Raw genomic sequence first — 23,535 nt, 5'->3', positions numbered from 1 at the left:
GTTCTATTTAAACCATTCTTTAGATTGTTCAAGTAATTCATTAATAATGGTTTTAGATGAACCTATGTAAGTATGAGGATTCATAATTTTTTCAACATCTTCAGGAGTTAAGTATTTTTGAACATCTTCCTCTTCTAGGATAAGTTCTCCTAAAAGACCGCCTTCTTTATTAGCTTTAATAGCATTTCTCCTTACAATTCCGTATGCGGTTTGTTTTCCCATTCCGCTTCTTGTAAGTTCAGCCATTAATCTTTCAGCCATGATTAATCCATTAGTTAAGTTTAAATTTCTTTCAATATTTTCATCATAGAATACTAAATTGCTCATTAATTTAATAGTTAAACTGAGGATGTAATCAGTTAAAATACAGCTTTCCGGAAACATTATTCTTTCACAGGAGGAATTGGTTAAGTCTCTTTCATGCCAGAGCGGATTGTTGTCAAGTGCAGCATTTACAAAAGATTTTACAATTCTTGCAACACCACAAATACGTTCTGCTGTAATTGGGTTCATTTTATGAGGCATTGTGCTGCTGCCCACCTGTTTTTCAGGATCAAAGTATTCCCCAAGTTCCATAAGTTCAGTTCTTTGTAAGCTTCTGATTTCCAGAGCAATTTTATCTAAAGTACTTGCAATATTAGCTAATGTTGAAATAAATTCCACATGGTTGTCTCTTTGAACAACCTGGTTAGTAATTGTAGCTGCAGGCAATCCCAATATATTAGCTACTTCTTTGTGGATTTTCCATCCGTCTTCACCAAGAGCTGCTGTGGTACCAACTGCACCGTCCATCATAGCTACACAAACATTTTTTTGAGCATTTTCTAATCTTTCATATTGTCTGTGAAGTTCATCAGCCCAAATACCAAATTTCATACCGTATGTAGTAGGAAGTGCATGTTGACCATGAGTACGACCAATACAAACTTTATCGATATTTTCTTTAGTTAAATCAAGCATTATTTTAGTTAATCTTTCTACTTTTTCTTTTAAAACTTCAATTGAATCATTTAAAAGTAAAGAATTTGAACTGTCTACAACATCATTGGAAGTAGCTCCGAAGTGGACATATTCTCCGGCGTCATTATCACAAACTTCTCCAATAGCTTTAACTAATGCAGCAATGTCATGTTTGGTTTGAGCTTCAATTTCATCTACTCTTTCTAATTTAACATATTTGGTATTAGCTTTAGCTGCTATTTCATCTGCCACTTCCTGAGGAATTATACCAAGTTTTCCTTCTGCCTGAGCTAGAGCAGATTCCACATCTAGTTTTCTTTGTAATTTGTTTTCAGTTTCCCAAATGGATTTCATTTCGGGAGTACCATATCTGTATTCGATTGGATGTATAGCCATTTTATATCATCTCAGTTTATTTAATAATATTATATATTGATTTTTTTAGTATTTTATATTATTCTTAATTAACCATTTTCTGATGCCGGTTGGTGGTTAAATTTATAATATAGAATACTAATATATATTAGTAAATTATTTTTTACTAAGTATAAAAAAACTTAGGTGATTTTTTGGAAACTAAAATTAAAGAATTTCGTAATGAAAAGGGATTAAGCCAACAAAAATTGGCAGATTTGACTGGTGTCACAAGACAAACAATCAATGCATTGGAAAATGCTAGGTATAATCCTTCTTTACTTTTAGCCTTTAGAATAACTAAGATTTTAGATAAAGAAAACATTGAGGATGTTTTCATCATTGATGATGGTGAGTGAGAGATGATATTAGATATTTATAAAGATTCCTTTGAATATGCATCTAAAAATGTAAAAAATCTCTTGATTTTAGGAGTGTTTTACTTATTTGGTTTTTTAATCATTCCTATGTTCTTCATTTTAGGTTATAATTATAGAATTATTAAAATAGCTACTGAAGGAATGATTAATGGTAATGATGAACTTCCTGAGTTTGAAGACTGGACTTTGATGCTGGTTGAAGGAATTAAATGTTTTGTTGTGTATGTGGGTTATTTAATTATTCCAATTATTGTATTTTTAGGTATTCTATGGGGCTGTGGCCAAGCCAATAATATTTCTTTAACTATTGTTGGATTTATAGTAGGGATTGTTATTTTATTGGTATTTGCATTGTATTCATTTTTAGCTATTTCTCATATGGCTACAAATGACGGATCAATGAAAGCTGCATTTGATGTAAAAGAGATAACAAATATTGCTAAGTCTATCGGTTGGTCAAGATGTTTTACAACATATATTGGAATGATAATACTTGTTAGTGTAATTATTTGTGTTGTTGTAAGTATAGTTTTAGCAGTTTTAATGATTTTAGGATTTGCTACTGTTTCTGCAGTTCCTATAATGGGTGTAGCTACTGCAACCGGTGTTGTATCAACTTTAATTATTAATTTTGTAATAACATTTATTGTAATGCCTTACTTGCAGATATTCCAAAGCCGTTGTCAAGGTTTACTTTATAATATTAGGTGATTTTTCACCTCTTTTTTTATTTTAGGATTTCGTTATTATGCCATCATTTAATAAGGCAATTAAATGCACTACTTTAATTGAACTGTTAATTATAATTTTGTGTTTTTATTCAGTATATATGGTAGCTAGTTTTTATGGATTTAATGTAGATATGGAATGGATGTATGCAGTTATTATTGCTTATATTCTGATTAAATCAAGGAAATATTCGGCTGAAACTAATCAGAATATCTTTTCTAAAATTGAATTTCGATATGTGTTTTTAATTGTTATTGTAAATGTCTTTTTTTCATATGGAATGTTGTATTTGGCCAACAGCATAAATATTGAAAGTTTTTTAAGTTTTAACTTAATTCCAAGTTTAAAAAATCTGGCTTTTATTGGTGGCCTAATTGGAACTGTTTTAATTTCTCCAATTTCTGAAGAAATAATTTTCAGGGGAATTATTTTAAACAGATTGAAATTGGTTGTCCCTGTTAATGTGGCTATTTTAATATCTTCATTGTGTTTCGGTGTTCTTCACGGATATGGAAGTATTGTTTCAGCATTTGTCTTCGGATTATGTATGTGTATTTTGTATATCAAAACAGACAACATTCTGGTTCCTGTTGCTGCACATATTATGAACAATTTCTTTGCAGAAGCTTTATTTTATTTGGACAAGGATGCAATACTTTTTAACAATGATTTAATAATGATTACAATTACAGTTTTAGCTATTATATCTTTATATTTGATATTGAACTCTTTAAAGATTGAGTGGAAATTTTTAGATAAAAAATAATATTTTATATATGCTGAAAATTAATTATAAATTAGGTGTTTTTGATATGGATACTAAAAAGATAGGAATTGCAATAATCGTTGTGGGATTATCTTTGTGTGTAATGTTTATTGATTCTTACAAATATCTGGTTTCTGCACTGACTGTTGTTATTTTAGGATTTCTTATAACATTAATAGGATATTTGGCGGATGTTAAAAAGCAAAAATTCATTAATGATAAGTTAAATGAGGACATTGAAAGGGTTATTCAGCCTTTAATAACCAAATATTCTAATTTAAATAAACAGTATTCTAGCCAGTATGACGGTGAAGAATATATTCAAAAAAGGATGGAAATAAATCGTAATTTGGAAAAGGAACTTACTGAAAATCTTCCTTATTTGGAAAGCAGGCAAATTAAAAAAATTGTCATTGATTTCAGTAAAGAACAGGACAAATTATAATTTTTTTTCAAATATTTTAAAATGTACAAAAAAGTACAACAAGGATTTAAATAGTACATTATTCTAATTATATTATAGTGATTAAAATGTTTTCCCCAAGTTTGGAAGAAGTAAAAGAAATTGCAAAAAATAAAGAATATAAAAGAATTCCAGTAGCTTATGAGTTATACTCAGATATGGCTACTCCAATAGAAGTATTAAGGATTTTAAAAGAAATCAGTAAACATTGTTATATGCTGGAAAGTGTTGAAGATTCACAAAAATGGGGAAGATACACCTTTTTAGGATTTGATCCGCTTTTAGAGTTTACCTGTCAAAATGGATGTGTTCAAATTAAGGGAGACAGCAAATTTGAAGACAGTTCCAAATTAACAGATGATGATAAGGTAATTATTGAAACAAACAATCCTGGTGAAGTTATTAAAGATTTGGTCAGACAAAACAAATCTCCAAAATTAACTAATTTGCCTCCATTTACTGGAGGATTTGTGGGATATTTTGCTTATGATTATATTAAATATGCAGAACCTTCCCTAAACCTCGATGCTGAAAATCAGGATCAATTTAAAGACATTGATTTGATGTTGTTTGATAAGGTTGTTGCATTTGATAATTTCAGACAAAAAATTGTTTTGATTGCAAATATGAAAACAGACAATTTGGATGAAAACTATAAGAAAGCCTGTGATGATTTGGAAAAAATAGCCAGATTAATTAAAACAGGAAAAAAAGCAAAAATAGAACCTCTGACATTAAAATCTGATTTCAAACCAGTATTTTCACGTGAAAAATATTGTCAAATGGTTAATAAGGCTAAAGATTACATTAAAGAGGGGGATATTTTTCAGGTTGTACTGTCAAACAGGATTGAAGCAGATATTTCAGGAAGCTTGTTTGATACATACAGGGTCTTGAGAACTACAAATCCTTCACCCTATATGTTTTATTTTTCAAGTAATGACATTGAAATAGCCGGTGCTTCACCTGAAACCCTGGTTAAATTAAACAATAGAAAATTATACACTTTTCCACTAGCGGGAACAAGACCTAGAGGAAAAACGGAAAGTGAAGATTTGGCCCTTGAAAAAGAGCTTTTAAGTGATGAAAAAGAATTGGCTGAACATAATATGCTTGTAGACCTGGGACGTAATGATATTGGAAAAATATCTGAAATAGGATCTGTCAATGTTGATAAATACCTGTCAATTGAGAGGTTTTCTCATGTAATGCATATTGGTTCAACAGTAACTGGAACTTTAAGAAAAGATCTGGATTCACTTGCGGCTATTGATTCCATACTTCCTGCAGGAACACTGTCCGGAGCTCCAAAAATAAGAGCATGTGAAATTATTAATGAACTTGAAAATAATAAAAGAGGGATTTATGGTGGAGCTATTGGATATATTGATTTAAGTGGCAATGTAGACACCTGCATATCAATCAGGATTGCTTTTGCACGTAATAATAAAGTTTTCATAAGGTCAGGTGCAGGAATTGTAGCTGACAGTGTTCCGGATAATGAATTTGACGAGTGTTTAAATAAAGCAGCAGCAGTTATTGATGCTTTAAAAATAGCTGACGGGGGAATTTTATGATTTTATTAATAGATAACTATGATAGCTTTTCATATAATTTATATCAATTAATCGGACAGGTAAATAGGGATATTGAAGTTTATAGAAATGATAAAATCACTGCTGATGAAATTAAAGATTTAAATCCTGAAGCTATTATTTTATCTCCAGGTCCTGGAAGGCCTGAAGATGCGGGAATCTGTGTTGATGTTGTTAGGAAATTTTATGATAAAATACCAATTTTGGGAGTTTGTCTTGGACATCAGGCAATATGTGATGCATTTGGAGGTAAAATATCTTATGCCAGCAAATTAATGCATGGAAAATCATCAACAGCTAAATTAAATAAAGACCCTATTTTTAAAGGTTTAAATGATGAGATTGCTGTTGGAAGATATCATTCTTTAAGTTTGGTTGAAAATACTTTGCCTAAAGATTTAAAAATAATTTCAAAAACAGCAGACAACGGAGAAATAATGGCGATTAAACATAAAAAATATAATGTTTACGGTCTTCAATTTCATCCGGAATCAATATTAACACCTGACGGAATTACAATAATTGAAAATTTCATAAACAAAATTAAGGAGGATAATTAAATGATTAAGGAAGCTATTTTAAAAGTTGTAAATGGAAATGACTTAAATGCGAAGGAAGCTTATGGGGCAATGGATGAAATAATGTCCGGAGAATCTAGTGAGGTTCAGATGAGTGCTTATTTAACTGCACTGTCAATGAAAGGTGAAACAATTGAAGAAATCACAGCTTCTACAAAAGCCATGAGGGCTCATTGTGTTAAATTACTAAATGATGAAGAAGTCTTGGAAATAGTTGGAACTGGTGGAGACGGATCCAACACTTTCAACATATCAACAACATCTTCAATTGTAATTTCTGCAGCAGGAGTTCCGGTAGCCAAACATGGAAACAGATCAGCATCAAGCAAATGTGGGGCGGCAGATGTTTTGGAAGCTTTAGGTGTAAATATTTATATTGAACCGGAAAAAAGCTTGAAAATATTAAAAGAGATTAATCTGTGCTTTTTATTTGCTCAAAATTATCATTTGGCCATGAAATTTGTAGCTGGAGTCAGAAAAGAATTATCTATAAGAACAATTTTCAATATTCTGGGGCCTCTGACAAATCCTGCAGGTGCTACAATGCAGGTTTTGGGGGTTTATGATGAATCACTTGTGAAACCTCTTTGTGAAGTGCTTAAAAACGTAGGAGTTAAGTCTGCATTATCAGTATACGGTCAGGACGGATTGGATGAAATTTCAGTTAGTGACAAAACATCTGTTTGTGAACTTAGGGACGGCAGGTTAAAATGTTATGAAATAGCTCCTGAAGATTTTGGAATGGAGAGATGTTCTAAAGAAGACCTTGTAGGTGGAAATCCTAGGGAAAATGCAGAAATTACATTATCTATTTTAAATGGCCAAAAAGGACCTAAAAGAAATGCCGTAGTTTTAAACTCTGCAGCTGCTTTATATGTTGCAGGAAAAGCAGATTCTATAGAAGATGGTGTTAGATTAGCCAGTGAAATTATTGATTCTGGCAGGGCTAAAAAACAGCTTGAAAAATTCATCGAATATACAAACAGTTGATTTCATGTTAGATAAAATAGTTGAAAAAACAAAAGAAAGAGTATCTGAAAATAAAAAGGTTAATTCATTAGACAGACTCAAATATAAAATACTCAATATTGATGTCAAATTCAATTATCCTTTTAAAAAAGCTTTAAGCAGTGATGATATTGCAATTATTGCAGAGGTTAAAAAGGCATCACCTTCTAAAGGTTTAATAGCTGAAAATTTTGATTATGTAAACATTGCAAAAGAGTATGAAGCTGCAGGCGCATCAGCTATTTCAGTTTTAACAGAACCTTACTTTTTTCAGGGTTCTGATGATTATTTAAAGAAAATAGCTAAAAATGTTAAAATTCCAGTACTCAGAAAGGATTTTGTTGTTGATGAGTACATGATTTATGAAGCTAAATTACTTGGAGCATCTGCAGTATTGCTGATTGCAGCTATTTTGTCTGATGAACAATTGGAACAGTATTTGACTATAACTCGTGTTTTGGGAATGTCTGCTATTGTTGAAGCTCATGATGAAAATGAAATTAAAAGGGCAATTGATGCAGGTGCAGATATTGTCGGTGTAAACAATAGAAATTTAAAAGATTTCAGTGTAGATATTGAAAATAGTATTCGTCTACGTAGATGTGTAGATGAAGATATTATATTTATTTCTGAAAGTGGTATTAAAACAAAAGAAGATATTGCCAGATTAAAAGAAAATAATGTTGATGCAGTTTTAATAGGTGAAACTTTAATGAAATCACCAGACAAAAAGGTGATGATTCGGGAGTTGAAGAATGGTTAAAATTAAAATCTGCGGACTTAAAAGACTGGAGGATATTGAACTTGCAAACAGGTATAAAATAGATTATGCAGGTTTTGTATTTGCTGAGAGCAAAAGAAAAGTAAATTATGATCTTGCAAAACAAATGAAGGAAAAACTCTGCGAAGATATTCAAAGTGTTGGTGTTTTTGTAGATGCAGGCACTGATGAAATCCTAAAATTATACAATGATGGTATAATTGATGTGGCACAGCTTCATGGAATGGAAAGCGAAGATTATATTAAAACTTTGAAAGAAAAAACAGATTATAAGTTAAAGATTATTAAAGCTATTGAAGTATCTGAAAATACGGATTTGTCTAAATATGATGATTCATTAGCTGATTATTTGTTGCTTGACAGTGGAAAAGGATCGGGGAAAACCTTTGACTGGCATTTGATTAGAAAAGACTTGAAAAAAGAATTCTTTTTGGCAGGAGGATTAAATAGCAAAAACATCACTCAGGCTATTGGAGAATTTAAGCCATATGCAATTGATTTAAGCAGCGGTGTTGAAAGTGACGGATTTAAAGATGAAAATAAAATAAAAAAAGTCATGGAGGCTAAAAACATGAATAATGGAAGATACGGGGAATATGGAGGACAATATATCTCTGAAACTTTAATGAATGAATTGATTTACTTGGAAGAACAGTATTATCACTATATGAATGATTCTGAATTTGTAGAAGAATTAAATACACTTTTAAAAGAATATGCTGGCAGACCTTCTTTATTATACTATGCAAAAAGAATGACTGAAGATTTGGGAGGAGCTAAGATTTATTTAAAGCGTGAAGATTTAAATCACACTGGAGCTCATAAAATCAACAATGTGCTTGGTCAGGTTTTACTGGCTAAAAAAATGGGAAAAACAAGAGTAATAGCTGAAACTGGAGCAGGCCAACATGGGGTAGCTACAGCAACAGCAGCAGCACTTCTGGATATGGAATGTGAAGTGTACATGGGTGAGTTAGATACCAAACGTCAGGCTTTAAATGTTTATAGGATGGAATTGCTTGGAGCAAAAGTTCATCCGGTAAAATCAGGAACAAAAACACTAAAGGATGCAGTTAATGATGCATTTAGAGATTGGATTGGGAGAGTTCATGATACAAATTATGTAATAGGTTCAACAATGGGGCCGCATCCTTTTCCAATGATGGTTAGAGACTTCCAAGCAGTAATAAGTGCTGAAGCTCGTGAACAATTTTTGGAAAAAGAAGGAAAACTTCCGGATGCAGTTTTAGCATGTGTTGGTGGTGGAAGTAATGCAATGGGAGCATTTTACAATTTCATAGATGATGCGGATGTTAAATTAATTGGATGTGAAGCAGGAGGAAAAGGAGTAGATACTCCTTATAATGCAGCAGCTTTAACTAATGGGCAAATCGGAATATTTCACGGAATGAAATCAATATTTAATCAGGGAGAATATGGGCAGATATCTGAAGTCTATTCTGTCTCAGCAGGTCTGGATTATCCTGGAGTAGGACCTGAACATGCATATTTAAGAGATATTAAAAGAGCAGAGTATGTTCCTGTTACAGATGAAGAAGCAGTCAATGCTTTTGAATACTTGTCAAAAATGGAAGGAATCATTCCGGCTATTGAAAGTGCTCATGCAGTAGCACATGCAATGAAAATAGCTCCAAAAATGGATAAAGACGAAATTATCATGGTTTGTCTTTCTGGAAGGGGAGACAAAGATGTAGCATCAATTGCAAAATATAGGGGAGTTGAGTTAAATGAGTAAAATAGCAAATGCATTTAAGGACGGTAAGGCATTTATCGGATTTTTAACTGCAGGAGATCCGACAATTGAAAAAACAGTAGAATATATTTTGGCAATGGAAGAAGCAGGTTGCGATTTAATAGAAATTGGAATTCCGTTTTCAGATCCTATGGCTGAAGGAGTTGTAATTCAGGATGCAAATATAAGGGCATTAGGCCATAATACAACAACTGACGATGTATTTGAAATAGTCAGGAAAGTTCGCCAAAAAACAGATGTTCCATTAGTATTTTTAACTTACATTAACCCTGTTTTCTTTTATGGTTATGAAAAATTCTTTAAAAAATGCGGTGAACTTGGAATCGATGGAATTATATCACCTGACCTGCCTTATGAAGAAAAAGGTGAAATCAAAGACATTGCATTATCTAATGATGTTGATGTCATTTCTCTGATTGCTCCAACTTCAAAGGAAAGGATTCAAAAAATAGCCAGTGATGCAACAGGTTTTATTTATGTTGTTTCTTCTTTGGGAGTTACTGGAATGCGCAGTGAAATAAAAACGGACCTGAAATCTATTTTAGATGATATTCGTGCAGTCAGTGACTTGCCATTAGCTGTTGGATTTGGTATTAACACACCTGAACAGGCTTCTAACATTGGGAAAATAGCTGATGGAGTTATTGTGGGAAGTGCTATTGTAAAAATCATTGAGGAGCATGGTGAAAATGCAGCAGAACCATTAAAAGAATATGTGTCAGCTATGAAAACAGCCTGCAATGAATAAAAAGGATAAACCTGAAATTACAAAAATAATATCGTATACATTTTATTGTATCAACAGCAGGTGTTACACACCACCATCACATCTTTTTCATTATCATTAATTTTTTGTAGGTAGGAAACATATGAATCAATTTTACAATTATATGTGCTGTTTAAATTCATAGTTGTATACAATAATATTTTATATTTTGACTGAAAACACATTAAACTCAAATAAGCCTATAAAATTTTACAGACTCCATTATTTATAAAATCACACCAATTTTTTAAAGAGCAAAAAATAAAGAAAAAAAGATAGTTATAAAACCAAATATTATATTTGGATTCATTTCATAATCAAAGAACTCCCTAAAATACTTCTTAAACAATATTTTTTAAATTTAAATCCTATAATTTCATAATTCATTTATCAATCTAAATAACAGTTAATTAAGAAAACTCAACTTATTAATAAATTATTTCTTAATAATGACTAATACAATAAAAACAATTATTCATTAAACTAACCAAACACCAGTCACTAACCATTCCAATAGTAATGTAACTCCAATACAAATACCATTTGCAACAGTACAGTAATTTCAAATTCTGTTAAGTCCCAGGGAAGTATTTTATTCCATAAATCAATACATAATGACATTGAAAATAAAATAAATGCAATTATTGTTACAATTATCAAAGTAGTTACTGGTATGGGATCAGTTCCATTAAAACTATTAGCAATTAGATAAAAACATGCTCCAACTGAAGCACATCCACAGATTACTCCTCCTTCACCTGACAATATATTGATAAATTTTCGTAATTTCACTGGGTCTGGATCTTCTTCAAATCTGGGTTCAAACATCTCCCAGTATTTTTTTCTTCGGAGGAATATGAATGTTACTGTGTAAATCATGGAAAAAGCTACACAAAATCCAGGTAATGTTGCTTTTATTGCTATAAAAAAGATTAAAAATGATGAAGAAACACTAATTCCTCTTATTAGGTTTTCTAATGCATATCCATCAAATGAAAATTTGTCGGGTCTGATTTTATCGTATACATTGTAATATTTGTCTATTTTTTTTAGAAATATTTTAAATATAAATTCAGGTATACAAAAACTGATTCCAATTACAAATATGGGAATAAAAAATTCATAATTCTGTTTAAAAGTCATAATAGTTGAAAGGAAAATGTAAAAAAATGTTACAATAATAATTTGAAATATAACATTTATTTTCCTTTCTTTATCAGTTAACAAATCAATAGAATGATGATATATGAAAGTTTTTATAAATCTAACCATTATTCTTCTCTCCAATATTATCTGCTACTTTGTTAGATGCAGTTTTTAGTAAATACTAATATGCAAATGAAGAATTTTAGAAAATTTTCCATATAACTATTTTTAAATTTCATGAAAAATTTGCTCCTCTATTATATTTTTTCATTTTGTAATTATGTTTAATTTAGTATATAATCATTTTAATTTGCATTTAACTCTTTGAAATATATTATTTTTATTTAAAAATATAAAAAAATCAGTTTAACTTAATAACAATGATAATTATTTCTGAATAAATTATAAAATGGAATGTTAATTGAGTAAATTGTTTGAAAGTGAACATTGAATCTTTGAAAAGTAAAACTGGTGCTAATTTTATAGTTTAATTGTTTAATAAAATTAAAATTTTACACAGTTTTGTAAATAATAAATCATTGATTTATAATGAAAATCTAATTTATAAAATTTTATTAAATAAATGTTGATAATAGTTAATACAGCTCAAAAAATTAAAAATTAGTTGATGAAATTATCTAAACCAAAGTATAATTAATTAAAAAACAGTTATTTTGAATTGATTAATTATTGTAAAAGGGCACTATAAAAATAATATTTAAACAAATATTTTTTAAAATAGTTATATATTCATCACTATTTATGCATATTTGCTGTGTTTTTTTAGCAAAAATATAAATATGATGCCTATTTAATGTATAAATTTAGAGAATAATTTAATACTCTTATATGAGGCATATTAAATAACAACTTACCTATATGTTGTGATTAGAAATGAGGTCAAAAATAGCAATATTGGCGGGTATGATTGGAAATAAAGTTGTTCAAATGGCAGGCAGAAAAGGAACATCTTTAACTGGAAAAATAGCCCTTGCTGTTAAACCAGATATTTTAAATGATTTTGCAAAAAAATGTGATAAAATAGCGCTTATTACAGGAACAAACGGAAAAACAACTACAAACAATTTAGCAAATCACATTTTTAAAGGTAAAGATTATGATATTGTATCTAATTTAAATGGTTCTAATATGATTACAGGAGTTACTAGCTCTTTTATTCAAAACCATCGAGATCATTATAACTGGGGAATATTTGAAGTAGATGAAGGCTCCATGCCTAATGTTACCAGATATTTGCCAAGTGATTACATAATTATAACTAATTTTTTTAGAGATCAGTTAGACAGATACGGTGAAGTGGAAAACACAATTAATTTAGTTCAAAAATCAAGCAAAAGACATAATTCCACACTTATTTTAGATGCAGACAGTCCGATTTCTCTTTATTTTCAAGACTCTGACCAACCAAAAGTGTACTATAGCTTAAAGAAAAATCCTTTCAGTAAAGATAGTGCAAATGTTGAAGAATCAGTCTTCTGCCAGGTATGTGGACATAAATTAGATTATGAATATATAAATTATGGAAATCATGGTAAATTTTCATGTTCCAAATGCGGGGCTAAAAACCATGAAGCAGATTATGTGATTGATGAGGTTACCTTCAAAAACGGAGGATATGAGTTTACAGTTAAAGATAAAAAGGAATCAGCTAAAATCAACTTAAATTTACTTGGAATCTACAATGTTTCCAATGCTCTTGCAGCTATTGCTCTTGCAAGGGAAAACGGTTTCAGTTATGATTTAATAAAACAGCAAATTGAAAATTTTGAATATAAACTTGGAAGAATGGAAAGGATATCTGTAAACGGCTGTGATGTTGTTTTGGTTTTATCTAAGAATCCTGTTGGTTTAAGTGAAGTTTTCTCAACTATAAAATTTGATGAAGATAAGAAATCATTCATGTTTATTTTAAATGATTATGCTCCTGACGGTAAAGATATTTCATGGATTTGGGATGCATACTTTAAGGAAATAGCTGCCACTCCAAACATTGATAAATTTTACTGTGTTGGAACAAGAGCTGAAGAAGTAGCTTTAAGATTAAAATATGCAGATTTTCCAACATCAAAAATCGAAATTTGCCATTCAAAAGATCAAAGCGATGTTGTTGGGTGTGTAGAAGAAATTGTAGCTGAAAATGATAAGGCATATATTATTGGAACATTCACGGCAATGCCTGAAGCTAGAAAAGTACTTATGAAACTTAAAGGGGAAAAAGCATGAGTTTTGAATTGAACATTGTTGATATGTATTCCGATATTTTAAATATCTATGGGGACATTGGTAATTTAAAATGCATTAAAAAAAGATGTGAATGGAGAGGAATCAAGGTTAATCAAAAAAGTTACTCTCTAAATCATGATATGGATTTTGATTATGAGGATATTGACTTAATTTTAATTGGAGGAGGTTCTGACAGAACTCAAAGTATTGTTTCCAATGACCTTTTAAAACAAAGAAATGACCTGGAAAATTATGTGGAAAATGACGGAGTCATATTAACTGTCTGTGGCAGCTATCAGATGTTTGGGCATGAATATTATGATGTTAATGGGGATAATGTCTCTTGTCTTGAAATATTTGATATTAAAACGGTAAGTCAGGAAAATAGGTTAATCGGCAATATTTTAATAGAAAATAATTTAGGTTTGGCCCCAAAAGAAGTTGTGGGATTTGAAAATCATGGTGGAAGGACATTTCATAATTATAAAACCTTAGGTAATGTTATAGCAGGGCATGGCAATAATGATGAAGACGGTGAGGAAGGAATGATTTATAAAAACTTTATTGGAACATATTTGCACGGTCCTTTTCTACCAAAAAACCCTCACATTGCGGACTATTTAATATTGAATGCTATGAAGAATAAGTATAATGTAGATTCAATTGAAGAGTTAGATGATGAAATTGAATTTAAAGCACATGATGTTATGGTTAACAGATTGAAATAATCTGTTTAATCCTCTTTTTTAGAATTGCTGTGGTTTTTTAAATACTGACCTAATGTTTTATAAGTAATAAAGATAAAAATATAATTATCTAATTAATAATTAATAAATTCTTATTAGAGGATTATATATGTTCAAAGCGGAATTAAGTGATTCTAGTATATTAAAAACCAGTTTTGATGCTATTTCATCTATTGTTGATGAAGTACAAATCCAAACTGATAGTGAAGGTATGAGGTTAGATGCCTTAGACCGTAGTCATATAACATTCGTACATTTAGAATTAAAAGCAAGTTTATTTGATGAGTATGTTTGTGATGTTCCTGAAAAGATTAATATCGATACTGGGGAATTCATGAGTGTTCTTAAACGTGCAAAATCTCAAGATAGAGTTATCATGTCTTTAGATGAAGGTAATTTCATAATTACTTTTGAAGGGGATGCTACAAGAACTTTCAAAATAAGATTGATTGATATTGAATATGATAATCCTACTCCTCCAGAACTTGAACATCCTGCATCTTTCAAAGTTCACTTTGGAATTTTAAAGGATGCAATTAACGATATTGATATTTTCTCAGATAAAATAGCTCTTCAAGTTGATGAAGATTACTTTAGAGCATCTGCTGATGGTGAATTTGGTGATGCAAGTGTCAAATACCTTCATGGTGAAAATATCAACACTCAGGAAAAATCTTTATTCTCACTGGACAAAATTAGGGAAATGCTTAAAGCAGACAAATTCTCTGAAGAAGCTGAAATCGGTTTAGGTACTGACATGCCATTAAAATTAACTCTCAATATGGTTACTGGTGATGGTAAACTTAGTTTCTTACTTGCTCCAAGATTAGAATCAGATGAATAATTATTTCATCTATAAACTTTTTTTTATTTTTATATTAAACTCCTCAGAGATGGTATTAAGTGGATCAATTCTTTCAACAATTACGTAAAATTCAAAAAAAAGAGCGTAGTAACGGTACATTGGCCCGTGTAGAAGACTCTTTTTATAAGGATATTCATAAATATTTGGATGAGTTAAGAACCCATATAGGCAATGATCCATTTGCTGCAGAACAGTATCTGCTAAAAGATACTCAAAGAATAGCTACTGAAATTTGTGAAAGACGTGAACACAAAATTACTGATGCAGCGGTTGTTAATATTCACAGGTCTTACCATTTATTTGCAGGCAAACCGCAATTTGATTTAATTGACACAACACCTCTTAATTTAACTCCCGAGGAAGAAAAATTTTACTTTTCTTTAATTGATACTTTAACAAATCATAGAAAAAGCATTTCACTTGAAAAACTATCTTCTGAAGAAGATATTCCAAATGAAACCAAAGCTCCTATTAAAGAAACTCCTAAACCTCAAAGCACTACTTTAGATAATGGAGTTGAAAGTTCTCAGGATGATGCGGTTTTAAATAGAATCGATGAAATTTCCAAAGCGAAAGTAATTACTGATGAAAAGGCAGAGCCGATTGAAAAACAAATTCAAAAGTCAAATATTAAACCTGCTAAAGTTGAAGATGATATATCTGAGTTAGCAAGAGATAATGATGAATTTGTTGACTTGGAATCTATAAAAATAGCTAAAGATTCAGAACTAGTTACAATGCTTGTATTTGATGATGTTGATTCTATTGTTGGAGTTGATGAAAGAGTTTATGGTCCCTTCAGACCACAAGATCTGGTAGTTTTACCTAAAATCAATGCTAAAATTTTTGTTAAAAATCATAAAGCCCGTTTTGTTAAAATCTAAACCTTTAAATATTGTAAAGAATATAAATACAAACCGTATCTATTTGTGATAATAAGAAATTATATTTTTTATATAATTTGGATTTCTGCTTTGTGTAAACGGAGTATGTTACAATAAAGTTTTAATCCTCTAGATCTTTGATATTTTTCAGACTGGATAAAATTCTCATATAGATTTATAATAATTTAATTAATCGGACACTTTTTAGTGTAAAATTTAATGGTGGAAATATGAAAATACCAAAAGAAAAAAGAACTTACTGTCCACATTGTAAAAAACACACAATGCATGAAGTACATACTGCGAAAAAAAGAAAAGCTAGTGAGTTAAAATGGGGACAAAGACAATTCAGACGTGTAACTGCTGGATATAGAGGTTACCCAAGGCCTTTACCTGCCGGAAACAAACCAGTTAAAAAATTAGATTTAAGACTTAAATGTAAAGAATGTGGAAAATCTCAAATTAAAAAATCATTCAGAACTGGTAAAGCAGAATTTGTAGCTAAATAAGGTGGTTAACATGGTTAGTAAAGGTAGAGGAAACTTTTTAAAAGTAAAATGTTTAGATTGTGACAATGAACAAATCATCTTTGATCGTGCTGCATCAGATGTAAAATGTATCATTTGTGGTAAAACACTTGTCAAATCTCGTGGTGCTAAAGCTAAAATTATGGCACATATTGATAAAGTTTTAAACTAGATTCAATCGAAATTTTTTAATCTAGCTTATTATTTTTTCTATTTTTTTTTAAATTTTTATTTTATTTTTGGTGATTATATGGTAAGGAAAAATCAAGAATGGCCTGACGAAGGAGAACTTATTATTGGTACTGTTTATAAAGTTCTTAACTATGGGGCTTTCGCAAAATTAGAAGAATACCATGGTAAAGAAGCTTTTATTCACATTTCTGAGGTATCTTCTGGTTGGGTAAAAAATATCAGAGACCATGTAAGAGAAAATCAAAAAATAGTTTGCCGTGTTCTTAGAGTAAATCCTAAAAAAGGACATGTAGATGCTTCTTTAAAAAGAATTAGGGAAGATCAAAGAACTAAAAAAATCCAGCATTGGAAAATTGAACAAAAAGCTGAAAAATTCCTGGAATTATCTGCTAAATCATTAGGCAAATCTTTAAATGATGCTTACGATGAAGTAGGTTATGAGCTAATGGATATTTTCGGTGATGTTTACGGTGCTTTTGAAACAGCAGCTGATGATGGTGCAAAATCTCTTACTGATGAAGGTATATCTCAAGAGTGGGCTGATGCTATAACTGAAATAGCTAATAAAAATATTACTCCTCCTGAAGTTCATATCAGCGGGTATGTTGATATTGAAACTTTCGTCCCGGATGGTGTTGATGTCATTATTGAAGCTCTTAAAGCAGCTGAAGATAATGGTGACGAAGAGGAAGAAATCAAGGTTCAATGTGTTGGTGCACCAAGATATAGGATAACTGTAAAATCCACTGATTACATTTTGGCTGAAAAAGCTCTTAAAGCAGCAGCTGACAGATGTATTGAAATAGTTGAAGCTTCTGAAGGAAATGGTTCTTTCTTAAGAGAGTTGGATAGCTAGATTTTTATGAATATGAAAATGAACAAATGTCCTGATTGTAAAATTTATACAATGGAGGATGCTTGCCCTCAATGTGGCGGTGAGCTTAAAGTTATTTATCCTCCCAAATTTTCTATTGAGGATAAATACGGAAAATATCGCCGAATATTAAAAAAAGAAGCTATGAATAAAAAGGATGATTAGATGGAAATCACACAAATTACTGTTTTAGAGGATGTTGAATTAAACAATCCTGTTTTTATAGAAGCATTGCCAGGTATTGGTCATGTAGGTAAATTAGCTGCAGATCACATGATTGATGAATTTAATGCTACTAAATTTGCAGAAATTTATTCTCCAAGTTTTCCTCCTCAAGTTTTTGTTGGGGAAGAAGGATTAATTGAAAACATGATTAATGAATTATATTATGTTAAAAATGTTGGAGAAGACAATTTGGATATCATTATTCTTGTTGGAAACACTCAAGCTTTATCTCCTGAAGGTCAATATGGTGTATGTCAGGATATATTAAACTTTGTTAAGGGTAAAGGAGCTAGTAAAATATTTACATTAGGTGGAATGGCTACTGGTCAACCTGTTGAAGAATCTAAGATTTTTGGAGCAGCTACTGATGAAGAAAACATAGAACTTTTAAAAGAAGCGGAAGTTGAAATAAGATCTAATGACGGTGGAATTGTTGGAGCTTCCGGTTTGTTTTTAGGTTTAGGTCTTCGTCAGGAAATGAATGGTATCTGCTTAATGGGTCAGACTCCAGGATATTTCATTGATGCGCAGTCAGCTGAAGCTATTTTAAATAAATTGGCTGTTTTACTTAATTTTGAAATTGATACTGATAAATTGGAAGAAAGAGCTGAAGAAACTAAAGAAATGTTGGCTAAAGCTCAACAAATGGAACAAGACATCATTAACAAAGCTAATGCTAGCAGTAGTGATGATTTAAGATATATTGGATAAATATATCATTTTTTTTACTTTTTTTTAAGATTTGGCTGTTTTAATAAAATGAGGGGGTATTAATCATGAAAGTAGCTGTTATTCCAGATGCTGCTATGATTGTAGTTCCATTAATTGAAAAGAACGGTCATGAATATATATCACCAACAAATTTCTCAAAGTATAATAATATGGATGTTTCCGGTGGAAAATGTGATGATACTCAGGCTCCATATACTTTAAATAGGGATAATATTTTACTGGGCAGTTCTTATTTTTCAAATGAATTGCCTTCAGGAATCAAAGGTCGTTTAACATTATTTTCCAGGGTTTTGGAATTGGCAGATGCGTTTATTGTCATTGGAAAAAGACCTGATCATTATAAAAAAATGTATGATGTATTAAATGAATTGATTTTATTTGGAGGTTCTGGATGTTCTAATGAACGTAAATTGGTAATGGCTTTGATTAAAGATAAAAAAGTACCTATTTTGGAATTGGCTTATCCAACAACCAGAAATGATTTGATTAATGTAATTGATAGAGCTAATGATTTTTTAAAAAATTTAACTTCAATTAATGGAATAGTTAATGAAGATAATCTGGATGCTGATTTAAAAAAACATGAAGGAAGTCTGGATTACAAAGAGTTTAAGAAAATATTAGATGATTTAATATATTATTAATAGCTAATTATTATCCATGTTAGTTAATGCTGATTTTCATGTTCACAGCTGTTTTTCAATGGCTTCATCTAAAGACATGCTAATAAAAAATATGGCTCCTAAATCAAAACTTAAGGGATTGCAACTTTTGGGAACTGGAGATGCATTTCATCCGGGCTGGTTAAACATTATTGAGGAAAGTACAACTTGTAAGGGAGATGGAATTTACACTGCAGATGATATGGATTTTGTTCTAACAACAGAAGTTGAAGGAAAAAACAGGATTCATCATTTGATAATAATTCCGGATATTGGTACTGCAAGGGAACTGTCTGAAAAACTGGTTTCTAAAAATAAGGAAAGTGACGGGAGACCTAGGACAAAGTATTCTGGAGCAGAACTTTTAGAAATGGTTAAAGAGTATGATTGTTTAATTGGACCGGCTCATGCTTTTACTCCATGGACAGGAATGTATAAATCTTTTGACAGTATTTATGATTGCTATGGCAAGGCTCCTGATTTTGTAGAGCTTGGATTGTCTGCAGATACATTTATGGCAGATACTGTAGCTGAACTTAAGGATTTCCCGTTTCTTACAAATTCTGATGCACACTCTCCGTGGCCACACAGATTAGGTAGGGAGTTTAATCAAATTGAGCTTGAAGATATGTCATACTCATCAATAAAAAAAGCAATAAAAAACAAAGATATTAAAGCAAATTATGGGTTGGTGCCAAATCTTGGTAAATATCATATGACTGCATGTACCAAATGCTACAAATTAGTTGATCCGTTAATAGCTAAGGAAAATAAGATGAAATGCAGCTGTGGGGGAACAATTAAAAAAGGGGTTGATTTCAGAATAAGTGAAATAGCTGATTATGATGAACCGAAACATCCTGATTTCAGACCTAAATATGTTCATTTAATGCCTCTGGCTGAATTAATATCAACAGTTTATGACAAGGGAGTTACAACAAAAACAGTTCAGAGAAAATGGCAAAATCTGATAGATAACTTTGGAACTGAAATTGATATATTGGTTAATGCATCTATAGAAGAGATAGCTAAAACAGATCCGTCAATTTCTCCGGCTATTGAGGCTTTTAGGAATAAAACCATACACATTACTCCAGGAGGCGGAGGAAAATACGGTGAAATTTCTTTTGATAAAAAATTAGAAAAAAGAGAAGCTGAAACTTTAACTACTTTAGATAACTTTTAAAAAATAGCTAAAGTTCATTTAAGTATTTTTTAATACTTTTTAACTCTTTTTTACACTTCAGGCCTTTTAGTCCAACAATTTCAACATAATATACTGCATTTTCATTAGCTTTGTATGTAACTAATTTTGATTTTTCAGCTTCTGTCAGAACGCAAAAATGTGTTGTTTTGGATTTTTTCTCTTTAGTGTTGTCGTAAAGAATCAATCCGGCCATAAATTCTCTTTTTTCATTATATGTTAATGGAGAATTTGGTGTTTTGCACATAATGTAGCAATCATCCATTTCAACAATTTTGAATTTATTAGCAGATGATTCAGATGAAAAATCATCATCTTCATCAAATAATTCAATTTCTTCGATTTCATATTCATTTTCATTTAAGATTGTTGGATTATTGCCTTTCATTTCAGATTCCAGCAGCATTAGGATTTCTATTTTCATAAATTTATCACTTTTTAAATAATTAATTTGCAAGTTTAGTTTACTTTGTAAATTATTTAAAATAGATAGTTTTTTATAAAAACAATTTTTAATTCTTAAAACAATATTTTAAAATGAAATCAATAAAAAAATAAGAAAAAATAGATAATTTGACCAATCTATTTTGCAAGTAACAATGAATTACCTACTACAAGTAAAGTAATTCCCATATCTCCAATAAGAACTGCTTCCCATAAGCTGATGTATCCTGCGATACCGAGTATCATTAATATTACTTTTACACTTAAACAGAAAGCAACATTGAATTTGATTTTACCCATTGTTTTTTTGGCTAAATCAACAAGTAAATTAATTTTGGATAACTTGTCTTCAAGCAACACAATGTCTGCTGTTTCAATAGCTACATCTGCACCTTCAAGACCCATAGCTATTCCTACATTTGCACGGGCAAGAGAAGGAGTATCATTTACTCCATCACCGACCATAGCTACATCATGATGTTTGGAAACGGCATTGGATACTATATTGACTTTATCCTGAGGAAGTAAATCTGCATAGTAATTACTTAATCCGATTTCATCGGCCACTAATTTGGCAGTTGCCTCATTGTCTCCTGTAATCATGGTTGTTTTGATTCCTTTAGCATTGAGACTGGCTATTGTAGATGGAGTTTCGTCTCTGATTTTATCTTTTAGGGTAATCAAACCATAAATTTCATTTTCAGTTCCGATGATTGCTGTGGTGCTCATTTTATTGTTTTCAAGATTTATATCCTGACTGAATAAAGTTTTGTTACCTATAAAGTAAGTTTGTCCGTTGATGTCTCCTTTTAAACCTTTTCCAGCTATTGATTCAAAGTTTTCCACTTCTTCCAATTCTAGGCTGTGGTCTTTTTTATATTGGACAAATGTATGTGCAATAGGATGTTTGGATTTGGATTCGATGGAGCAGGCTATTTTAAGTATTTCTGCTTTATCATATCCGTCGCATGCCTGAACTTCATTTATTTCAAGTTTACCTTCAGTTAAAGTACCTGTTTTATCAAATAAAACTTCTTTAATTCTGGCTAATTCTTCAATATATTCTCCACCTTTAATAATAATACCGTTTTTAGTACCTTTGGTAATAGCTGATACTATGGATACTGGGGTGGATATTACTAAAGCACATGGACAGGAGATAACTAAAAGTGTCAATGCTCTGTAAGTCCAGTCAGTTATTGAAGCTCCATATAATATTGGAGGCAATATAGCTACTAAAATAGCCAGTACTACAACAATTGGAGTGTAGTATTCAGCAAATCTGTCAATAAATACATCGATATGTGCCTTGTTTTGTTCGGAATTTTTAATCAATTCAATAATTTTAGCAAATATTGTATCGTTGTTGTCCTTGTTTACTTCAATTTCGATATATCCTTCTTCATTTATTGTAGATGCATATACTTCATCCCCAATACTTTTACTTACAGCCAAACTCTCACCGGTAATTGAAGCCTGATTAACAGAGGTTGTCCCTTCAACAATAATTCCATCAACAGGTATTTTATCTCCAGGTCTTACAACAACAATGTCTCCGATTATAATATCAGATACTGCTTTTTCGTGTTCGTGGTCACCATGTTTTACCATGGCTGTATCGGGTGTTAATTTAACAAGTTCTATTAATGAGCTTTTAGATTTGTTTAATGAGTAATGTTCCAAATATTCTCCTAAATAGAAAAGAATCATTAACATTGCACCTTCTTCTCCAGACTGGAGAAGGAATGCTCCAAAAGTAGCTATTGTAATTAATAATTCAATTTTAACTTTACCTTCAAATAAATGTACAATTCCGTCTGTTATTATATGTCTTCCTACGTAGATTACAGCTATTAAGAAGATTACTTGACTTACAACAGGATTAACAACATTAAATATTTCTAGACCATATCCAAATGCTAAAAGGATTATTCCTACTGCGAATATTCCCAATGGCTTTTTAGACTGTTCTACATCTACTTCTTTATCAATATTTTCTAATAAATCTGCTTCACAAGCACATCCAGAACCATGATCATGTCCACAGCAGTCATCATCATCGTGATGGTGATGTTCATGGTGGTGTTCCTCGTGGTGGTTGTGTCCGCAGCAATCATCTTCATCATGGTGATGATGATGTTCTTCTAAATTGTCATGCTTATGTGCACTATGATTGGTTTGCATATTCTTCGCCTTCTTCAAGGATATTGAGTATCTCTTCATCAATTAAAGAATAGAATATTTGTTTGTTTTCTTTTCTAAATTTAACAATGTTACTATTTCTTAAATGTCTTAATTGATGTGATATACTGGATTGGCTCATATCAAGAAGTAATGATAGTTCACAAACACATAATTCCCCATATTGGAGAGCTAAAATAATTTTTACTCTGTTTGCATCTCCTAATATTTTAAAGAGATTACATGTTTTCTGAATAATGTCATCATCTTTCATCTTGTGAGCAATATCATCAACAATATCTGTTCTGATACTTTTGATTTCACATACATCATTTGAACTCATATGAACATATATTCATATGAACATATATAAAGTTTTTCTTTGTCTCAAAGTT

At 30.9% G+C, this 23,535-nt stretch carries 26 protein-coding genes; 21 read left to right on the top strand and 5 right to left on the bottom strand.

The window, feature by feature from the left end; genetic code table 11:
- Nucleotides 1-3: 3 nt before the first annotated feature.
- Complete coding sequence (gene purB, locus MSM_RS05820) at nucleotides 4-1,356, bottom strand: adenylosuccinate lyase (RefSeq protein WP_004032787.1); 1,353 nt, start codon at nucleotides 1,354-1,356, stop codon at nucleotides 4-6.
- A gap of 173 nt (nucleotides 1,357-1,529) precedes the next feature.
- On the opposite strand from purB, the gene MSM_RS05815 reads away from it, so the two are divergent.
- The 10 genes from MSM_RS05815 to trpA all read left to right on the top strand — a co-directional run bounded on the left by MSM_RS05815 (nucleotide 1,530) and on the right by trpA (nucleotide 10,196).
- Nucleotides 1,530-1,733 carry a helix-turn-helix transcriptional regulator gene (locus MSM_RS05815; protein WP_004032788.1) on the top strand — a complete coding sequence of 68 codons (204 nt, stop codon included), beginning with the start codon at nucleotides 1,530-1,532 and terminating at the stop codon, nucleotides 1,731-1,733.
- Between the two features lie 3 nt (nucleotides 1,734-1,736).
- Complete coding sequence (locus tag MSM_RS05810) at nucleotides 1,737-2,465, top strand: DUF4013 domain-containing protein (RefSeq protein WP_011954318.1); 729 nt, start codon at nucleotides 1,737-1,739, stop codon at nucleotides 2,463-2,465.
- 37 nt (nucleotides 2,466-2,502) lie between these two features.
- Nucleotides 2,503-3,249: a CPBP family intramembrane glutamic endopeptidase gene (locus MSM_RS05805; RefSeq protein WP_011954317.1), complete on the top strand. Its 747-nt coding sequence runs from the start codon at nucleotides 2,503-2,505 to the stop codon at nucleotides 3,247-3,249.
- A 46-nt stretch (nucleotides 3,250-3,295) separates the two neighbouring features.
- On the top strand, nucleotides 3,296-3,694 hold the full coding sequence (locus MSM_RS05800) for a hypothetical protein (protein ID WP_011954316.1): 399 nt from the start codon (nucleotides 3,296-3,298) through the stop codon (nucleotides 3,692-3,694).
- Nucleotides 3,695-3,780: 86 nt separating this feature from the next.
- Nucleotides 3,781-5,289, top strand: coding sequence for an anthranilate synthase component I (gene trpE / locus MSM_RS05795; protein WP_011954315.1), 1,509 nt, complete (start codon nucleotides 3,781-3,783; stop codon nucleotides 5,287-5,289).
- Nucleotides 5,286-5,867, top strand: coding sequence for an anthranilate synthase component II (locus MSM_RS05790; RefSeq protein ID WP_011954314.1), 582 nt, complete (start codon nucleotides 5,286-5,288; stop codon nucleotides 5,865-5,867). Before trpE ends, MSM_RS05790 begins: the two co-directional genes overlap by 4 nt.
- Complete coding sequence (gene trpD / locus MSM_RS05785; protein WP_011954313.1) at nucleotides 5,868-6,875, top strand: anthranilate phosphoribosyltransferase; 1,008 nt, start codon at nucleotides 5,868-5,870, stop codon at nucleotides 6,873-6,875.
- 4 nt (nucleotides 6,876-6,879) lie between these two features.
- Nucleotides 6,880-7,656, top strand: coding sequence for an indole-3-glycerol phosphate synthase TrpC (gene trpC, locus MSM_RS05780; RefSeq protein ID WP_011954312.1), 777 nt, complete (start codon nucleotides 6,880-6,882; stop codon nucleotides 7,654-7,656).
- Nucleotides 7,649-9,430 (top strand): tryptophan synthase subunit beta, encoded by a 1,782-nt coding sequence (gene trpB / locus MSM_RS05775; RefSeq protein ID WP_080513222.1) that lies wholly within the window; start codon nucleotides 7,649-7,651, stop codon nucleotides 9,428-9,430. Before trpC ends, trpB begins: the two co-directional genes overlap by 8 nt.
- Nucleotides 9,423-10,196 carry a tryptophan synthase subunit alpha gene (gene trpA / locus MSM_RS05770; protein WP_004035944.1) on the top strand — a complete coding sequence of 258 codons (774 nt, stop codon included), beginning with the start codon at nucleotides 9,423-9,425 and terminating at the stop codon, nucleotides 10,194-10,196. Before trpB ends, trpA begins: the two co-directional genes overlap by 8 nt.
- A 519-nt stretch (nucleotides 10,197-10,715) precedes the next feature.
- On the opposite strand, the gene MSM_RS05765 is transcribed toward trpA, so the two are convergent.
- Nucleotides 10,716-11,486, bottom strand: coding sequence for a hypothetical protein (locus tag MSM_RS05765; protein ID WP_011954310.1), 771 nt, complete (start codon nucleotides 11,484-11,486; stop codon nucleotides 10,716-10,718).
- A 768-nt stretch (nucleotides 11,487-12,254) separates the two neighbouring features.
- Here MSM_RS05765 and MSM_RS05760 point away from each other — a divergent pair.
- The 11 genes from MSM_RS05760 (at nucleotide 12,255) to MSM_RS05710 (ending at nucleotide 20,497) form a co-directional block, all read left to right on the top strand.
- Nucleotides 12,255-13,604: a MurT ligase domain-containing protein gene (locus MSM_RS05760; protein ID WP_011954309.1), complete on the top strand. Its 1,350-nt coding sequence runs from the start codon at nucleotides 12,255-12,257 to the stop codon at nucleotides 13,602-13,604.
- Nucleotides 13,601-14,332 (top strand): type 1 glutamine amidotransferase, encoded by a 732-nt coding sequence (locus MSM_RS05755; protein WP_011954308.1) that lies wholly within the window; start codon nucleotides 13,601-13,603, stop codon nucleotides 14,330-14,332. The genes MSM_RS05760 and MSM_RS05755 overlap by 4 nt, the downstream gene beginning before the upstream one ends.
- Before the next feature lie 127 nt (nucleotides 14,333-14,459).
- Complete coding sequence (gene pcn / locus MSM_RS05750; RefSeq protein ID WP_004032801.1) at nucleotides 14,460-15,194, top strand: proliferating cell nuclear antigen (pcna); 735 nt, start codon at nucleotides 14,460-14,462, stop codon at nucleotides 15,192-15,194.
- 59 nt (nucleotides 15,195-15,253) lie between these two features.
- Nucleotides 15,254-16,099, top strand: coding sequence for a DNA replication complex subunit Gins51 (locus MSM_RS05745; protein WP_004032802.1), 846 nt, complete (start codon nucleotides 15,254-15,256; stop codon nucleotides 16,097-16,099).
- A gap of 230 nt (nucleotides 16,100-16,329) precedes the next feature.
- Nucleotides 16,330-16,608: a 50S ribosomal protein L44e gene (locus MSM_RS05740; RefSeq protein ID WP_004032803.1), complete on the top strand. Its 279-nt coding sequence runs from the start codon at nucleotides 16,330-16,332 to the stop codon at nucleotides 16,606-16,608.
- A gap of 10 nt (nucleotides 16,609-16,618) precedes the next feature.
- The gene (locus MSM_RS05735; RefSeq protein WP_004032804.1) at nucleotides 16,619-16,798 is read left to right on the top strand and encodes a 30S ribosomal protein S27e; all 180 of its coding nucleotides are present in this window, start codon (nucleotides 16,619-16,621) and stop codon (nucleotides 16,796-16,798) included.
- Nucleotides 16,799-16,876: 78 nt separating this feature from the next.
- A complete protein-coding gene (locus MSM_RS05730) occupies nucleotides 16,877-17,674 on the top strand; it encodes a translation initiation factor IF-2 subunit alpha (RefSeq protein WP_004032805.1) in 798 nt (265 codons plus the stop codon).
- Between the two features lie 6 nt (nucleotides 17,675-17,680).
- A complete protein-coding gene (locus tag MSM_RS05725) occupies nucleotides 17,681-17,857 on the top strand; it encodes an RNA-protein complex protein Nop10 (RefSeq protein ID WP_004035922.1) in 177 nt (58 codons plus the stop codon).
- Complete coding sequence (locus MSM_RS05720) at nucleotides 17,858-18,628, top strand: proteasome assembly chaperone family protein (protein ID WP_004035920.1); 771 nt, start codon at nucleotides 17,858-17,860, stop codon at nucleotides 18,626-18,628.
- 65 nt (nucleotides 18,629-18,693) lie between these two features.
- Entirely contained in the window at nucleotides 18,694-19,293 is a 600-nt protein-coding gene (locus MSM_RS05715; RefSeq protein WP_011954307.1) for a DUF2112 family protein, read from the top strand.
- A 16-nt stretch (nucleotides 19,294-19,309) separates the two neighbouring features.
- On the top strand, nucleotides 19,310-20,497 hold the full coding sequence (locus tag MSM_RS05710) for a TIGR00375 family protein (RefSeq protein ID WP_011954306.1): 1,188 nt from the start codon (nucleotides 19,310-19,312) through the stop codon (nucleotides 20,495-20,497).
- 7 nt (nucleotides 20,498-20,504) lie between these two features.
- Here MSM_RS05710 and MSM_RS05705 read toward each other — a convergent pair whose 3' ends face one another.
- From MSM_RS05705 to MSM_RS05695, 3 genes are all read right to left on the bottom strand, one after another.
- Nucleotides 20,505-20,939, bottom strand: coding sequence for a hypothetical protein (locus MSM_RS05705; RefSeq protein WP_004032810.1), 435 nt, complete (start codon nucleotides 20,937-20,939; stop codon nucleotides 20,505-20,507).
- Nucleotides 20,940-21,097: 158 nt separating this feature from the next.
- On the bottom strand, nucleotides 21,098-23,143 hold the full coding sequence (locus MSM_RS05700; protein WP_011954305.1) for a heavy metal translocating P-type ATPase: 2,046 nt from the start codon (nucleotides 23,141-23,143) through the stop codon (nucleotides 21,098-21,100).
- Entirely contained in the window at nucleotides 23,127-23,483 is a 357-nt protein-coding gene (locus tag MSM_RS05695; RefSeq protein WP_004032812.1) for an ArsR/SmtB family transcription factor, read from the bottom strand. The genes MSM_RS05700 and MSM_RS05695 overlap by 17 nt, the downstream gene beginning before the upstream one ends.
- Nucleotides 23,484-23,535: the final 52 nt, after the last annotated feature.

The sequence above is a fragment of the Methanobrevibacter smithii ATCC 35061 genome (assembly GCF_000016525.1).
Taxonomy (GTDB): Archaea; Methanobacteriota; Methanobacteria; order Methanobacteriales; family Methanobacteriaceae; genus Methanocatella; species Methanocatella smithii.
This window is presented reverse-complemented; position numbering and strand designations above follow the sequence as displayed.

Bases quoted from the DNA above. Each gene is read 5' to 3' on its own strand.
- MSM_RS05720 (WP_004035920.1), top strand. From the start codon at position 17,858: ATGGAAATCACACAAATTACTGTTTTAGAGGATGTTGAATTAAACAAT.
- MSM_RS05760 (WP_011954309.1), top strand. From the start codon at position 12,255: ATGAGGTCAAAAATAGCAATATTGGCGGGTATGATTGGAAATAAAGTT.
- MSM_RS05755 (WP_011954308.1), top strand. From the start codon at position 13,601: ATGAGTTTTGAATTGAACATTGTTGATATGTATTCCGATATTTTAAAT.
- MSM_RS05740 (WP_004032803.1), top strand. From the start codon at position 16,330: ATGAAAATACCAAAAGAAAAAAGAACTTACTGTCCACATTGTAAAAAA.
- MSM_RS05715 (WP_011954307.1), top strand. From the start codon at position 18,694: ATGAAAGTAGCTGTTATTCCAGATGCTGCTATGATTGTAGTTCCATTA.
- MSM_RS05805 (WP_011954317.1), top strand. From the start codon at position 2,503: ATGCCATCATTTAATAAGGCAATTAAATGCACTACTTTAATTGAACTG.
- MSM_RS05730 (WP_004032805.1), top strand. From the start codon at position 16,877: ATGGTAAGGAAAAATCAAGAATGGCCTGACGAAGGAGAACTTATTATT.
- MSM_RS05810 (WP_011954318.1), top strand. From the start codon at position 1,737: ATGATATTAGATATTTATAAAGATTCCTTTGAATATGCATCTAAAAAT.
- trpE (WP_011954315.1), top strand. From the start codon at position 3,781: ATGTTTTCCCCAAGTTTGGAAGAAGTAAAAGAAATTGCAAAAAATAAA.
- trpD (WP_011954313.1), top strand. From the start codon at position 5,868: ATGATTAAGGAAGCTATTTTAAAAGTTGTAAATGGAAATGACTTAAAT.
- MSM_RS05700 (WP_011954305.1), bottom strand. From the start codon at position 23,143: ATGCAAACCAATCATAGTGCACATAAGCATGACAATTTAGAAGAACAT.
- MSM_RS05725 (WP_004035922.1), top strand. From the start codon at position 17,681: ATGAATATGAAAATGAACAAATGTCCTGATTGTAAAATTTATACAATG.
- purB (WP_004032787.1), bottom strand. From the start codon at position 1,356: ATGGCTATACATCCAATCGAATACAGATATGGTACTCCCGAAATGAAA.
- MSM_RS05710 (WP_011954306.1), top strand. From the start codon at position 19,310: ATGTTAGTTAATGCTGATTTTCATGTTCACAGCTGTTTTTCAATGGCT.
- MSM_RS05790 (WP_011954314.1), top strand. From the start codon at position 5,286: ATGATTTTATTAATAGATAACTATGATAGCTTTTCATATAATTTATAT.
- MSM_RS05735 (WP_004032804.1), top strand. From the start codon at position 16,619: ATGGTTAGTAAAGGTAGAGGAAACTTTTTAAAAGTAAAATGTTTAGAT.
- MSM_RS05705 (WP_004032810.1), bottom strand. From the start codon at position 20,939: ATGAAAATAGAAATCCTAATGCTGCTGGAATCTGAAATGAAAGGCAAT.
- pcn (WP_004032801.1), top strand. From the start codon at position 14,460: ATGTTCAAAGCGGAATTAAGTGATTCTAGTATATTAAAAACCAGTTTT.
- MSM_RS05765 (WP_011954310.1), bottom strand. From the start codon at position 11,486: ATGGTTAGATTTATAAAAACTTTCATATATCATCATTCTATTGATTTG.
- MSM_RS05695 (WP_004032812.1), bottom strand. From the start codon at position 23,483: ATGAGTTCAAATGATGTATGTGAAATCAAAAGTATCAGAACAGATATT.
- MSM_RS05800 (WP_011954316.1), top strand. From the start codon at position 3,296: ATGGATACTAAAAAGATAGGAATTGCAATAATCGTTGTGGGATTATCT.
- trpA (WP_004035944.1), top strand. From the start codon at position 9,423: ATGAGTAAAATAGCAAATGCATTTAAGGACGGTAAGGCATTTATCGGA.
- trpB (WP_080513222.1), top strand. From the start codon at position 7,649: ATGGTTAAAATTAAAATCTGCGGACTTAAAAGACTGGAGGATATTGAA.
- trpC (WP_011954312.1), top strand. From the start codon at position 6,880: ATGTTAGATAAAATAGTTGAAAAAACAAAAGAAAGAGTATCTGAAAAT.